The sequence below is a fragment of the Roseateles sp. P1_C1_2 genome, from assembly GCF_056406535.1.
The window spans coordinates 303,068-316,766 of sequence record NZ_JBFUAB010000001.1; the positions used below are offsets into that span (position 1 = coordinate 303,068).

Annotated in this window: 10 protein-coding genes; 4 read left to right on the top strand and 6 right to left on the bottom strand. The window is 68.4% G+C overall.

Annotated elements, in window-relative coordinates; all coding sequences use genetic code 11:
* Nucleotides 1–125: 125 nt before the first annotated feature.
* The gene (locus AC1D2H_RS01305) at nt 126–1,739 is read right to left on the bottom strand and encodes a gamma-glutamyltransferase family protein (RefSeq protein ID WP_478009606.1); all 1,614 of its coding nucleotides are present in this window, start codon (nt 1,737–1,739) and stop codon (nt 126–128) included.
* 123 nt (nt 1,740–1,862) lie between these two features.
* Between AC1D2H_RS01305 and AC1D2H_RS01310 the strand changes: the two genes are divergently transcribed.
* Nucleotides 1,863–2,213, top strand: coding sequence for a hypothetical protein (locus AC1D2H_RS01310; protein ID WP_478009607.1), 351 nt, complete (start codon nt 1,863–1,865; stop codon nt 2,211–2,213).
* A 73-nt stretch (nt 2,214–2,286) separates the two neighbouring features.
* On the opposite strand, the gene sppA is transcribed toward AC1D2H_RS01310, so the two are convergent.
* The 5 genes from sppA to AC1D2H_RS01335 are packed head-to-tail and all read right to left on the bottom strand — an operon-like array spanning nt 2,287 to nt 6,680.
* A complete protein-coding gene (sppA, locus tag AC1D2H_RS01315) occupies nt 2,287–3,279 on the bottom strand; it encodes a signal peptide peptidase SppA (protein WP_477934501.1) in 993 nt (330 codons plus the stop codon).
* A gap of 1 nt (nt 3,280) precedes the next feature.
* Entirely contained in the window at nt 3,281–3,667 is a 387-nt protein-coding gene (locus AC1D2H_RS01320; protein WP_477934503.1) for a Rieske (2Fe-2S) protein, read from the bottom strand.
* Nucleotides 3,660–4,325, bottom strand: coding sequence for an HAD family hydrolase (locus AC1D2H_RS01325; RefSeq protein WP_477934505.1), 666 nt, complete (start codon nt 4,323–4,325; stop codon nt 3,660–3,662). The genes AC1D2H_RS01320 and AC1D2H_RS01325 overlap by 8 nt, the downstream gene beginning before the upstream one ends.
* Nucleotides 4,326–4,365: 40 nt before the next feature.
* Nucleotides 4,366–5,691 carry a hypothetical protein gene (locus AC1D2H_RS01330; protein ID WP_478009608.1) on the bottom strand — a complete coding sequence of 442 codons (1,326 nt, stop codon included), beginning with the start codon at nt 5,689–5,691 and terminating at the stop codon, nt 4,366–4,368.
* A complete protein-coding gene (locus AC1D2H_RS01335; protein ID WP_477934509.1) occupies nt 5,688–6,680 on the bottom strand; it encodes an RluA family pseudouridine synthase in 993 nt (330 codons plus the stop codon). The genes AC1D2H_RS01330 and AC1D2H_RS01335 overlap by 4 nt, the downstream gene beginning before the upstream one ends.
* 624 nt (nt 6,681–7,304) lie before the next feature.
* On the opposite strand from AC1D2H_RS01335, the gene AC1D2H_RS01340 reads away from it, so the two are divergent.
* From AC1D2H_RS01340 to AC1D2H_RS01350, 3 genes are all read left to right on the top strand, one after another.
* Entirely contained in the window at nt 7,305–10,232 is a 2,928-nt protein-coding gene (locus AC1D2H_RS01340; protein WP_478009609.1) for an Rne/Rng family ribonuclease, read from the top strand.
* 94 nt (nt 10,233–10,326) lie between these two features.
* Complete coding sequence (locus AC1D2H_RS01345) at nt 10,327–11,883, top strand: POT-type proton-dependent oligopeptide transporter (protein WP_477934513.1); 1,557 nt, start codon at nt 10,327–10,329, stop codon at nt 11,881–11,883.
* Nucleotides 11,884–11,942: 59 nt separating this feature from the next.
* A complete protein-coding gene (locus AC1D2H_RS01350) occupies nt 11,943–13,634 on the top strand; it encodes a COG3904 family protein (protein ID WP_478009610.1) in 1,692 nt (563 codons plus the stop codon).
* Nucleotides 13,635–13,699: the final 65 nt, after the last annotated feature.

Sequence of the window (13,699 nt, forward strand, 5' to 3'; positions counted from 1 at the left end):
AGATTTCCGTGTGAGTTGGGGAACGACGCGGATTGTTTTGACGCGCTCTCCCACTCACCAGGACCGAGTGACCACCTGGCGCCGGCACGGACGAAACCGGAAAAACCGGCGTCGAACCACCGGGATCAATAGCCGACAGCCGCCCCATCGCGGCGCGGATCGCTCGCGGCCACATAGCCTTGCACGCCGGGATCACCCAGCCGCCAGATGAACTGGCCGGCACCGAAGTCCTGGTAGCTGTCGTGGATGTCGCCGATCTCGTGGCCACGCGTGCGCAGCGCCTCGATGGTGGTCGCCGGCATGTGCGGCTCGACGTTGATCGACAGGCCCTCGTTGAAGCGCCAGCGCGGCGCGTCGCAGGCGGCTTGCGGGTTCTGGCCGTAGCAGAGCATGCGCACCAGCGTCTGCATATGGCCCTGCGGCTGCATATTGCCGCCCATCACACCAAAGCTCATGACCGGTGCGCCGTCCTTGGTCAGAAAGGCCGGGATGATGGTGTGGAAAGGCCGCTTTCCCGGCGCGACCTGGTTAGGGTGGCCCGGCTCCAGCGTGAAGCCGTGGCCGCGGTTCTGCAGGCTGATGCCGTAGCCCGGCAGCACCAGGCCCGAGCCGAAGCCCATGTAGTTGCTCTGGATGAAGCTGACCATCATGCCCGCCTCGTCGGCCGCGCTCAGGTAGATGGTGCCGCCCTTGACAGGGTTGCCGGCACCGAAGACCTGGGCGCGAGCCGGGTCGATGAGCTTGGCGCGCGAGGCAAGATAAGCCGGGTCCAGCAACTGCGCGGCGCTGACCTGCATCGCACCGGGCTCGGCGACGTAGCGGTAGACATCCGCAAAGGCCAACTTCATCGCCTCGATCATCAGATGCTGGGCTTCGGGGCTGTCGACGGCATGCGCCGTGACGTTGCAGTGCGCCAGCAGCCCCAGCGCCATCTGCGCCGCGATGCCCTGGCCATTGGGCGGGATCTCGTGCAGCGTGTGGCCGGCGAAGTCCTTGGCCAGCGGTGTGACCCATTCGGGCTGGTAGGCCGCGAGGTCGGCCTCGGTCAGTGCACCACCGGTCTCGCGCGCGAACCGCGCGAGCGCCTGCGCGATCTCGCCGCGGTAGAAGGCCTCGCCCTTGGATTCAGCGATCAGCTTCAGGCTGCGCGCCGCATCATTGAAGCGGAACAGCTCGCCGACTTCGGGCGCGCGGCCGTGCGGCAGGAAGGCCTGCGCAAAGCCGGGCTGCGACGTGAGCTCCGGCAGCGCAGCGGCCATCGCCCATTTGCCCTGCACGATGGGCGGCACCGCATAGCCGCGCTCGGCAATCTCGATGGCGGGCTGCATCAGGTCGGCGAAAGGCAGCTTGCCGAAGCGCTCGCTCAAGGCCATCCAGCCGCCGACTGCGCCGGGCACCGTGACCGAGCCCCAGCCGCGCTTGGGCATGACCTGACCCCCAAAGAACTCTGGCGTCCACGCGGCGGGTGCAGGCCCCGATGCGTTCAGGCCATGCAGTTGCTGGCCGTCCCACAGGATGCAGAAAGCATCCGAGCCCAGGCCGTTGCTGCAGGGCTCGACGAGCGTCATGCATGCGGCCGCGGCGATCGCCGCGTCGACCGCGTTGCCGCCGGCCTGCAGCATGCGCAGCCCGGCCTGGGCCGCGAGCGGATGCGAGGTCGACACGATATTGCGTGCGAACAGCGGGCTGCGGCGGCTGGGGTAGCCGGCCTGCCAGTCGAATCGGGATGCGGTGTTCATGAGGGTCGATTCTGCCGGTGTAAGGCTTTGCAACCGGGTCAACGCGGCGCTTCGAGGTGTCGTTGTGGCCACAAGCTTGCGCAAAGCCGAACCGAAATCCGAAACCACCCTGGAGCCCTCAAGATGAACACGCTGAAGACCACCATCGCCACCGCCCTCATCACGCTCGCATCTGGCGTGGCACTGGCGCAAAACCCGACCCCGGCCGCGACCATCGCTGCCCCTGCTGCTGCGACCACCGCGAAGGCCACGGCCGCCACGACGACCGTCGCCCAAGCCGCCACGCCGGCTCCGGCTGCCACCCCCGCCGCCAAGGCCACGCCGGCTGTCGCTACGACGACCACGGCTGCCGCGACGCCCGCCATGCCGGCTGAAGCGGCCAGTGCCGCCAAGCACCACAAGCGCCATGCCAAGAAGCATGCCGAAGCCAAGGCCGGCGATACCGCCGCCAAGACCGAGACCAAGACGCAGTAAGCGCATCAGCGCTCCGCGCAAGGCCGCTGCCCGCAAAGGCAGCGGCCATTTTTCGTTCTCGCCGCGCCGCGCGTCAGCGGATCGGCGCGATCTCCCGCAGCGCCTTCACGGCGCCCGCGCCCATGGCCGCGCCGAAGCGCTTGGCCAGGCGCTCGGCCACGTTGTCCTTGGGCGTGTAGTCGATGACATCCTCGGCCTTGACGACCTCGCGGGCCACGTAGTCGAGGTTGCCGAAGCGATCCGCCAGGCCGAGCTTGACGGCCTGCTCACCGTTCCAGAACAGGCCGGAGAAGATCTCCGGCGTTTCCTTGAGCCGCTTGCCGCGGCCTTCGCGCACGACGGCGATGAACTGCTGGTGGATCTGGTCCAGCATGGCCTGGGCATAGGCGCGCTGCTTGGGCGACAAGGGGCTGAACGGGTCCAGCATGCCCTTGTTCTCGCCGGCGGTCAGCAGGCGGCGCTCGACGCCGACCTTGTCCATCAGGCCGGTGAAGCCGAAGCCGTCCATCAGCACGCCGATGGAGCCGACGACCGAGGCCTTGTCGACAAAGATCTCGTCGGCCGCCGCGGCGATGTAGTAGGCCCCCGAAGCGCACATCTCCTCGACGACGGCATAGACCGGCTTGTCGTACTGCTTCTTGAGCCGCTTGATCTCGTCGTAGACGATGCCGGCCTGCACGGGGCTGCCGCCGGGCGAGTTGATGCGCAGCACGACGGCCTGGGCCCCGTCATCCTTGAAGGCTTCCTTCAGCGCGGCCAGCAGTTGCTCGGCACTGGCCTCGGTGTCGGCGGCGATCTCGCCGCGCACCTCGACGAGGGCCGTGTGCGGCGCCGTCGACGGCGTGACGTGGCGGCCCTGCAGCCACAGCGTGTAGACGAGCAGGCCCACGAGCAGCAGCCAGAACAGCCGGAACACCGTGCGCCAGCGCCGCTCCAGCCGCCGCTCGCGCAGGAAGTCGCGCGCCAGCTGCGCCAGCAGCGTCTCGTTGTGCGGCGTGAGCTGTACCGGCGCACCGACGGGCTCGGGCATCGGAGGCGGCAGGGAGTCGTCGGAGGTGCTGCTCATATCAATCTTCAAAAGCGGGTTTGGTATCTCGCGTGGGCTGCCAGAACACGTCGCCGTCACGCTCGGTCAGCTCGATCTTGGTCAGCCGGCCGCGGTTGCAGGGGCCCATCAGGCATTGGCCGGTCAGCGGGTCGTAGACGGCGCCGTGGATGCTGCACATGATGAAGCGCTTGTCGTTGTCGAGGAACTCGCCCTCCTGCCAGTCCATTTCCGTGGGCACATGAGCGCAGCGGTTCAGATAGGCGACGGCCTGGCCGTCGAAGCGCAGCGCAAAGGCGCGCACCGGCTCGCGCCACTGGATGACGTCGAAGCTGACGGCCTTGCCGCGTTCCAGCAGCTCGTCCGATGTGCACAGGCGCTGCAGCGGCGCGACTTCGGTTTCAGGCATGTGCGATCAACCAGTCGTGCAGCTCGCGCGTCGAATGCGCCACGAAGAGAGGCTTGAACTCGGCGAAGGTCTCGTGGTCATGCGCGCCGAAGCTGACCGCGACGCAGGGCACGCCGGCATTCATGGCCAGTTGCAGGTCGTGCGTCGTGTCGCCGATCATCAGCGTGCGCTCGGGCTCGGTGCCGAACTCGCGCATCAGCTCCAGCAACATCTGGGGATGGGGCTTGGAGCGCGTCTGATCAGCCGTGCGCGTGCCGTCGAACAGATGACCCAGTTCGCTGGACGCCAGCACGCGGTCCAGGCCCACGCGGTTCTTGCCGGTGGCCACGGCCAGCCAGTGGTGGCGCGCCTTCAAGGCCTCCAGCATTTCCAGCGTGCCGTCGAACAGTGCCAGCTCATGCTCCGAGGCCAGATAGTGGTGGCGGTAGCGCAAGCCCAGTTCGGGGTAGCGATCCTCGGCCAGCCCGGGCACGGCATGCTCCAGCGCATCGCGCAGGCCCAGGCCGATGACGTAACGGCAGTTGTCGAAGTCGGGTTCTGGCAGGCCGATGTCGACGGCGGCGCGCTGGATGCAGCGGGCGATCAGCGCGGTGGAATCGAACAGCGTGCCATCCCAGTCGAAGGCGATCAGGTCGAAGCGTTGAGGGCGAGTGGTCATGGGCAGATTGTCGGCGGTGACGGCGTCGGTCCGGCGGGTCTCAGGGCTTGGCGACGGGACGGAAGCTCGATGCCGAACCCGGTTCGGGCTCCAGCTTGCATTGCCAGGGCCGCACCTCCTGGCCTGGCACGAAAAGCGACTGGACGGCGAGCGTGTCCTTGGTGATGCCCGCCTGCTGGAGTACGCCCCAGATCACCTGGTAGCGGCTCGCCATGCCGTCTTCTTCCTGCACCTTCTGGCAAAAAGCCCCCACCAGAACCCCCTCCAGCGGGTTGCAGGCGTCGAACGCCTGCGGCGGCGAATAGGGCGTGGCGATGCCGCGAGACCAGCTCGCGAAATGTGGCTTCAGGACTTCGAACTCGTCCTCCAGTGCCGCAGCTCTCTGGAAGGCCTCCGCGACGAAGCAGGTCTTCGCCGGGCCGGCCGCACCGATGAGCCGATCAAAGGAATCCAGCTCGCCGCGTCTTGAAGCCGCGCTCAGCAGCCAATGCGGCCCTGGCCCGCCGGAGATCATCGGCTGCCCGCCAAACCGCATCATCAAGCCGGGCTGCAGCAGGCGCTGCTCGATCACGGCCCAAGGCAGGCCACCAGAGGCCAGCTCATGGGCCCGGCCGGCCCGCTCTTCAAGGGTCAGTGGTGCCAGGGCCCAGCGCCGCCGCAAGCGCTCCACCTCGGCGTCCTCAGCCTGCGCCCACAGATTGAGCAACCACCAGCGCCGGCCTTTGGGCGACGCGGTCGGCAACGCCTTCTCGGCCAGCCAGTGATAGAGCTCCGGGTGGCGCGTGCAGTCCGATGACTCGGCGCACAGGGCCGCAGTCGCCAGCGGCAGAGCAAGGCTCGACCTGCCCTGCTGCGACAAGCGCTGCCAGAACGCCGGCAGCCTGGGCTCGGCACCTTCGACGTAGCGCCCCAACTCGTCTGCCCATGTGAAGGCCTGCGATCCCGCTCGCAGGTCGCACCAGACATCGTCCTCTGCGCCCACGTCGGCCAGCAGCATGCCGCGGTGCCGAGGGCGGGCCGTGTCCTCCCCGCGCAGGGGCTTCATTTCGACCGCCAGCTTCAGGCCCAGGCGCTCCAGCCGCTGTTGAACGACGGCGATCCGGCGCTGGGTCAGTGCCGGCTCCGCCCGCGTGGCCGGCAAAACGTGCACGGCCAATCCTTCTGCCGGACACTGCCCGGCACGCACGGCAAGTTCGTCCAGGGCAAGTAGTCCTTCAAGCGTCAGGCGGTCCGTGCGGGCTTCGAACTGCAGGGCAATGGCCGGCGGAGGCATGATCGACATGGCGGTCGCCACAGAGCTTGCCAGCGCGGCCGCGGCGACGCAGGCCACCCGTCCCCGCCTCTTCATCACACGCCACAGATTCATCTGCCAGCCGCCACCAGATGCTGGCAATCGGCGGGCAGCGGCGCCTCACAGGTCACCGTCTCCCCCGTCGCCGGGTGCTGGAACTGCAGCCTCCGCGCATGCAGGAACATCCGATCAAACTTCTTCGGACCGCGCGCCAGCTCACGGTTGCGCTCGAAGTCGCCGTACTTGGGGTCGCCCACTATTGAATGGCCGGCTTGTTGCAGGTGGACGCGGATCTGGTGGGTGCGGCCGGTCTTGATGGTCACATCGAGCAGGCTGAACTGCGGCGTCTTCTGCATCACCTTCACCAGGCTGATCGACCGCTTGGCGTCTTCTTCATCCATCTTGCCCGGGCGCACCCAGCGCTCGCCGTCGCTGCCAACGAACTTGACCAGCGGCACATCGATGACCTTGAGCTTGGCCGGCCAGTCGCCCCAGACCAGGGCGGCGTAGGTCTTGCCGGTCTCGCGCTCGCGGAGCTGGTCCTGCAGATTGACAAGGGCGCTGCGCTTCTTGGCGATCATCAGCAGGCCCGAGGTTTCCTTGTCCAGCCGGTGCACCAGTTCCAGGAACTTGGCCGTCGGCCGCGAGCGGCGCAGCGCCTCGATGACGCCATAGCTGACGCCGGAGCCGCCATGCACCGCCACGCCGGCGGGCTTGTCGATGACGAGCAGGTGTTCGTCCTCGAAAACGACCGGAAACTCGCGGGCCGGCGCCTCGGGCTGGGCGGCGCGCTCCGGCAGGCGCACCGGCGGGATGCGCACTTCGTCACCAATTTCCAGGCGGGTGTCGGCTTGCGCCCGACCCTTATTGACCCGCACTTCGCCGGCCCGGATGACGCGGTAGACATGGGTCTTGGGCACACCCTTGAGCTCACGCAGCAGGAAATTGTCCAGTCGCTGCCCGGCGGAGCCTTCGTCCACCGTGACCCGCCGCACGGCCGGTGCCGTGGCAGGGGTTTGCGTGGTGTCGGGCAGCGTTTGGCCTGCCCCTATAATCCTTTTCACCACGTTGCTGCCGTAAGTATTTGATTTGCTTGATTTTAGCGGCGACAACGTGTGGTCGGCGGGGCCCAGCCCTGGCGACCACAGGCGATGCAACGCGAAAGACGGCCGGCAGGTTTCCTCCCCGAGTGAGTGAACGGCCCGCTTTCAGACGCGGCAGAGCGATGACACAAGAACCCCGCGGGCCCCGCTCGCCTTGAATGTTTCAAGGCACCCGGCGCCCGCAGACAACAAGGTTTCCATGGCGACAGAAAGCTGAGGCCCAGGCCGACGCGAGCTGTCACCAGCGTCCAGCAGCCCATGCAGATGAGCATGCCCCTCCCCCCACACGCACCCCTGCGGCCCCGGCTAGATCCCGGTGTGGCCGCCCTGCCCCGGCATGCCAGTAGGCTTGCCGGGCGGGTGCGCGCGGGAGCAGGCGGCTCGTCTCGCATGACAGCTGCTGCGGCGCACGCGCCAACGCCGGCTGCACGCTGACCCCCACGGTCGGCCGCGCTTTCGGTCCAGGGCGATTCCTTCCTCGGTTCTCGAGTCATTGCCCGTGCATCTTGAGCCGCTCTCGGGCGGCGCGATGAACGTGCGCGTTTTGCGGCGGCTGATGAGCCGCCCGGCGCGCGAGGAGATGACATGAAACGCATGCTGATCAATGCGACGCAGCCGGAAGAGCGGCGCCTCGCGATCGTTGATGGCCAGAAGCTGCTGGACTTCGAGACCGAAATCGAAGGCCGCGAACAGCGCAAGGGCAATATCTACAAGGCCGTCGTGACGCGCGTCGAGCCCTCGCTCGAAGCCTGTTTCGTCGACTACGGCGAGGACCGCCACGGCTTCCTGCCGTTCAAGGAAATCTCGCGCCAGTTCTTCCGCGAGGGCACCGACGTCAAGAACGCGACCATCAAGGACGCGATCAAGGAAGGCCAGGAACTGCTGGTCCAGGTCGAAAAGGAAGAGCGCGGCAACAAGGGCGCCGCACTCACCACCTTCGTCTCGCTGGCCGGCCGCTACCTCGTGCTGATGCCCAACAACCCGCGCGGTGGTGGCGTTTCGCGCCGCATCGAGGGCGAGGACCGCGAGGAACTCAAGGAAAACCTCGACCAGCTCGAGTACCCCAAGGGCATGTCCCTGATCGCGCGCACCGCCGGCATCGGCCGCACGGCGCCCGAGCTGCAGTGGGACTTGAACTACATGCTCAAGCTCTGGACCGCGATCGACGACGCGGCCAAGGGCGGCAAGGGCGCCTACCTGATCTACCAGGAGTCGTCGCTCGTCATTCGCGCGATCCGCGACTACTTCACGTCCGACATCGGCGAGATCCTGATCGACACGGACGACCTGTACGAGCAGGCCAGCCAGTTCATGAACCACGTGATGCCCGACCAGGGCCATCGCGTGAAGCGCTACCGCGACGACGCGCCGCTGTTCAGCCGCTTCCAGATCGAGCACCAGATCGAGACGGCCCACAGCCGCACCGTTAACCTGCCCTCGGGCGGCGCCATCGTCATCGACCACACCGAAGCGCTGGTCTCCGTCGACGTCAACTCGGCCCGCGCCACCCGCGGCGGCGACATCGAGGAAACCGCGACCCGCACCAACCTCGAAGCGGCCGACGAAATCGCCCGCCAGATGCGCCTGCGTGACCTCGGCGGCCTCATCGTCGTCGACTTCATCGACATGGAGGAGAGCAAGAACCGCCGTGACGTGGAACAGCGCCTGCGCGACGCGCTGCGCAACGACCGCGCCCGCGTGCAGTTCGCCTCCATCAGCAAGTTCGGCCTGCTCGAGATGAGCCGCCAGCGCCTGCGCCCGGCGCTGAGCGAAGGCAACCACATCACCTGCCCGCGCTGCAATGGCACCGGCCACATCCGCGACACCGAGTCCTCGGCGCTGCAGATCCTGCGCATGGTCCAGGAAGAGGCGATGAAGGACAACACCGCCGCCGTGCACGTGCAGGTGCCGGTGGAAGTGACCTCCTTCCTGCTCAACGAGAAGCGCACCGAGATCACCAAGATCGAACTCAAGCAGCGCGTCACCGTGCTGCTGGTGCCCAACAAGCACCTCGAGACGCCTAACTACAAGCTGGAGCGCCTGCGCCACGACGACCCGCGCCTGGAAAACCTGCAGGCCAGCTACACGATGATCGAGGAGCCGACCGACGAGGTGGGCATCACGCGCCGCGGCGACATCGAGAAGAAGAACAAGCAGGAGCCGGTCATCAAGGGCATCCTGCCCGAGCAGCCCGCGCCGGTGGCGGCACCCGCCCCCGTCGCCCCTGCACCCGCGCCGATCGTGGCCCCGCCGCCTCCGGCACCGGCGCCCGCCGAATCCAAGGGCTTCTTCAGCCGCCTGTTCAGCTTCTTCGGCGCCGGCACGCCGGCCCCGGCACCCGTGCCGGCCGTCCAGGCCCCCGCAGCAGCCCCGGCTGCCACCGACAAGCCCAAGCGCGAAGGTGGCCGTGACGGCCGCCGCGACGGTGGTCGAGGCGGCCGTGGCGAACGCGGCGAACGCAGCGAACGTGGAGAAGGCCGCGGTGGCCAGGGTGGCCGCCGCGACGGCAAGCCGCAGGAAGCCCGCGGTGAGCGTGGCGAGCGCGGTGATCGCAAGCCGCGCGCCGAAGGTGGCGACAAGCCCGAACAGCAGCAGCGCCCGGAGCGCGCCGAACGCGGCGAACGCGCTGAGCGCGGTGGTGAACGTGGCGAGCGTGGTGAGCGCGCTGAACGTGGCGAACGCCGCCCGCGTGGCGAGCGCCCGGAGCGCACGGACCGCACGCAGGCCGAGACAGTGGCCGCATTGCCGGTCGCCGCGCCGCTGAGCGAAGACCTGGCCGCCGTCCATGACGCGCCGCCGGCTTTCGTCGACAGCCAGGCCGAAGCCGCCCTGCCCCCGACCGGTGACACGCCGGCCGGTGAAGAGCGCCAGGGCCGTGGCCGACGCCGCCGCCGTGGCGGTCGTGACCGTGACGACCAGGCCGGCACCGAAGGCGCCGCCGAGGCCGGCGCTGAAGCTCCGGCTGAAGCCGCAGCCGACGCCGGCGCTGAAGCTGCTCCGGCGGCCGAAGGCGACGACACCGGCGAAGGCCAGGGCCGCGACGGCCGCCGCCGTGGCGGTCGCAATCGCAACCGCAACCGCCGTGAAGAAGGTGGCGTCGAAGGCCAGGACGCCCCGGCTTCCGAAGCCGCCGCCGCACCGGCGCAAAGCTCGCTGATCGAGGAAGCGATGGCCAGCGCCCCGGTGCCGGTCCAGGCACAGGCCCCCGTGGTTGCAGCGCCCGCTCCCATCGCGGCTCCCGTCGCAGCGCCCGTCGCTGCGCCCGCACCGGTCGTCGAGGCCTTCAAGCTGCCGATGGGCGAACTGCAGGCCATTGCCGAAGGTGCCGGCCTGCAATGGGTCAACTCCGACGCCGGCAAGATCGCCGCCGTGCAGGCCGCGATTGCCGCCGAGCCCGCACCCGCCGCGCTGGGCCGCGAACCGGCCGCGGTCGTCGTCGTCGACGAGGGCCCGCTGGTGCTCGTCGAGACCCGCAAGGACCTCAGCCAGGTGAAGCTGCCTTTCGAAGCCTGACCGAGGCCTGATCGCCCCGTAGTGCCCCTCCCCGAACGCCGCCGGCCACAAGCCGAGCGGCGTTTCTCATAGCCCGAACACGAGGCCACCGCCCATGACGAATACCGTCACCGCAGACGCCGCCACCGCGGCCAGCCCCGCGGCCAAGATGCCGCCGCAGATCCCCTACATCATCGGCAACGAAGGATGTGAGCGCTTCAGCTTCTACGGCATGCGCAACATCCTGACGGTCTTCATGATGACCAGCCTGCTGCTGGCCATCCCCGAGGACATGCGCAAGGCCGAGGCCAAGGAGGTCTTCCACTCCTTCGTCATCGGCGTCTATTTCTTCCCGCTGCTGGGCGGCTGGCTGGCCGACCGCTTCTTCGGCAAGTACCCGACGATCTTCTGGTTCAGCGTCATCTACTGCGCGGGCCACGCCTGCCTGGCGCTGTTCGACGACAACATCCGCGGCTTCTACTTCGGCCTGTTCCTGATCTCGCTGGGATCTGGGGGCATCAAACCGCTGGTAAGCAGCTTTGTCGGCGATCAGTTCGACAAGAGCAATCGCTCGCTGGCGCAGAAGGTCTATGACGCCTTCTACTGGATCATCAACTTCGGCAGCTTCTTCGCGTCGCTGCTGATGCCCCTCATCCTGAAGAACTACGGCGCCAGCGTGGCCTTCGCCTTGCCGGGCCTGCTGATGCTGGCCGCGACCGTCATCCTGTGGAGCGGCCGCAAGCAGTATGTGCACCAGCCGGCGCGCGGCGCCAACCCGCACAGCTTCCTGAAGGTGGTGTGGACGGCGCTGAAGGCCGGCGGCCTCGGCATGGGCGTCGCGGCGCTGGGCCTGCTGCTGGCGGCCTACAGCCTGAGCCAGATGGCCAGCCTGGGCTTCGTCGCCGCCGTCTGCCTGGCCCTGGTGCTGGTGATGGGCTTCGGCGGTGTCGGCGCCTCGCTGCAGCTGGACCGCGCCCGCGGCGCACATCCGGACGAAGCCGTGGACGGCGTGCGCGCCGTGCTGCGCGTGCTGGTGCTGTTCGCGCTGGTCACGCCGTTCTGGTCGCTGTTCGACCAGAAGGCCTCGACCTGGGTGCTGCAGGCTGACCAGATGGCCAAGCCCGAGTGGTTCCAGTCCTCCATGATGCAGGCGCTGAACCCCTTGCTGGTGATGATCCTCATCCCCTTCAACAACCTGGTGCTCTACCCGGCGCTGCAGCGCTCGGGCCTGAAGGTGACGGCGCTGCGCCGCATGGGCGCGGGCATTGCACTGGCCGGCGCGGCCTGGATCGTCGCCGGCGTGCTGCAGCTGTGGCTGGACGAAGGCTCCAAGGTCAGCATCGTCTGGCAGATGCTGCCCTATGCCCTGCTGACGCTCGGCGAGGTGCTGGTCTCGGCCACCGGCCTGGAGTTCGCCTACAGCCAGGCGCCGCTGTCCATGAAGGGCACGATCATGAGCTTCTGGAACCTGTCGGTGACGGTGGGCAACCTCTGGGTGCTGCTGTCCAACGTCAGCATCAAGAGCCCGTCGGCGCTCTCGGCCATCAAGTCCACCGGCTACAGCGAGACAGCCTGCCTGATGTTCTTCTTCGCCGGCTTTGCGCTGGTGGCCGCCGCGCTGTTCGCGCTGGTGGCCAAACGCTATCCGATGTTGAACAACTACCGCAGTTGACGCGCTGCGGTGAATAGCCACATCGGTTTCTGCGTCCGGGGTCAGTAAGCTGCGCGGGAATGACGGACGCACGCAATCACCGCCCCTACGTCGACCCCACGCAAGTCGACCACTCACTGCCCCCCGCCGCGCCTGAGCCCCCGCCCGAGCCGGCGGCCTGGCAGCAGTCCTCGCACCGGCCGCGCCCGGCGGGCGCCCGGCCGCCGGCGCGCACGCGCGTCGTCAAGGAAGCGCAACGCGGCTACTTCTCCCGCCACTGGCATGGCGAGATGAGCCTGGTGCGCAGCTACTGGGTCAACAACTTCCTGGTGGCCACGCCGCTGGCCTTCCTGCTGACGGGGCTGATGACGTGGATCAGCGTCAAGGGCGACTCGCTGCAGGTCAGCGCCATCTCGCTGCTGGTGACGATGCCCTTGCTGCTGCTGCTGAACCTGTGGTGCATCGTCGGCGCCTGGCGCGCCGCGAGCAACTATCTGCGCGAGAGTGGCTCGGCGCTGTGGGGCTGGCTGGCGCGCATCACGCTGGCGCTGAGCACGCTGCAGTTGCTGGCCTCGGTGGTGTTCGGCTTCCTGCCGAGCGTGGGCGAATACTGGTCGATGGCCCGCGGCGTCGACCCGCTGGGGCAGGCCAAGTTCAGCTTCTCGGCCGACGGCCGCAGCCTGAAGCTGGAAGGCGTCATCGGCATGGGCGACGGCGAGCGGATGCGCCAGTTGCTCGACAGCGAGGCCGCCAAGGAAATCAAGCGCGTCGAGCTGGTGTCGCCCGGCGGCCGGGTGCGCGAGGCCGAGCGCATGGCCGCGGCGCTGAAGTCACATGGCCACGCCAGCCGTGCCGTAGGCACCTGCGCCAGCGCCTGCACGCTGGTCTTCCTGGCCGGCCAGCCGCGTCATCTCACGCCGACCGGCGAACTGGGTTTCCACCGCGCGTCCACCGGCACCTACAACCCCGTCTTCGAGGAACTGGCCAACCAGCAGCTGGCCAAGACCTATGGCGAACTGGGCCTGCCCCAGCCCATGATCGACAAGACGCTGCGCACGCCGTCGCGCAGCATGTGGTTCGTGCCGCGCGAGGAGCTGCTCTCCTATTCGCTGATCGCCCCCTCGCCGCGCACGCTGGCCGTGCCCCTGCCGGACGCCAACGCCAAGCCGACCGACCTCAACGACGTGCTGCACATGCATCCGGTGTGGGAGGCGCTCGACCGCCGCATGCCGGGCACCGTGGACGAGGTGGCCAAGCGCATGTGGGACGCCCGTGTTGCCGGCGCCGCCGACGAGGCGGTGCAGGCCATGGCGCTGTCACCCCTGGCCCGCCAGATGCCCGCCATCCTGAACGGCACCGACCCCATCCTGCGCCGCCGCTATGTGCAACTGGTGTCCGAGCAGCTGAAGGCGCTGCGCGGAGCCAACGCCACCGGCGCCTGCCGTGACCTGCTGGAGGGGCGCATGAGCGCGCGCCCGCAGCTGCCGGAGGAGCTGCAGATCCTGGAAGCACAATGGGTGCGGGAGGCCGCCGACAGCGCGCCGGCGAACCGGCAGCCCAAGCCGCCCAGCGCCATCGAGATGGAGGTGCTGGAACGCTCCGTCGGGCCGACCGCCCTGGGCATGCTGTCCCGCCTGTGGGCCGACGCGCCGGATGCGACCCGGCCCGGCCCCAGCTGCGATCCCGTCATCACGATGCTGGACCGTCTGCAGGCCCAGCCGCCGGCCCGCCGTGACCTGGCCGCGCGCCTGCTCTTCCAGCCATCGCGCTGATCAGGACCGCATAAGTTCGCGTGGGTGAAATTACCCAAGGGGGCTGACGCCAACCCCTGAGGGCC

What these genes read in the sequence shown, in the direction of transcription:
- AC1D2H_RS01305 (WP_478009606.1), bottom strand. Translation starts at nt 1,739, where the DNA reads ATGAACACCGCATCCCGATTCGACTGGCAGGCCGGCTACCCCAGCCGC.
- AC1D2H_RS01310 (WP_478009607.1), top strand. Translation starts at nt 1,863, where the DNA reads ATGAACACGCTGAAGACCACCATCGCCACCGCCCTCATCACGCTCGCA.
- sppA (WP_477934501.1), bottom strand. Translation starts at nt 3,279, where the DNA reads ATGAGCAGCACCTCCGACGACTCCCTGCCGCCTCCGATGCCCGAGCCC.
- AC1D2H_RS01320 (WP_477934503.1), bottom strand. Translation starts at nt 3,667, where the DNA reads ATGCCTGAAACCGAAGTCGCGCCGCTGCAGCGCCTGTGCACATCGGAC.
- AC1D2H_RS01325 (WP_477934505.1), bottom strand. Translation starts at nt 4,325, where the DNA reads ATGACCACTCGCCCTCAACGCTTCGACCTGATCGCCTTCGACTGGGAT.
- AC1D2H_RS01330 (WP_478009608.1), bottom strand. Translation starts at nt 5,691, where the DNA reads ATGAATCTGTGGCGTGTGATGAAGAGGCGGGGACGGGTGGCCTGCGTC.
- AC1D2H_RS01340 (WP_478009609.1), top strand. Translation starts at nt 7,305, where the DNA reads ATGAAACGCATGCTGATCAATGCGACGCAGCCGGAAGAGCGGCGCCTC.
- AC1D2H_RS01345 (WP_477934513.1), top strand. Translation starts at nt 10,327, where the DNA reads ATGACGAATACCGTCACCGCAGACGCCGCCACCGCGGCCAGCCCCGCG.
- AC1D2H_RS01350 (WP_478009610.1), top strand. Translation starts at nt 11,943, where the DNA reads ATGACGGACGCACGCAATCACCGCCCCTACGTCGACCCCACGCAAGTC.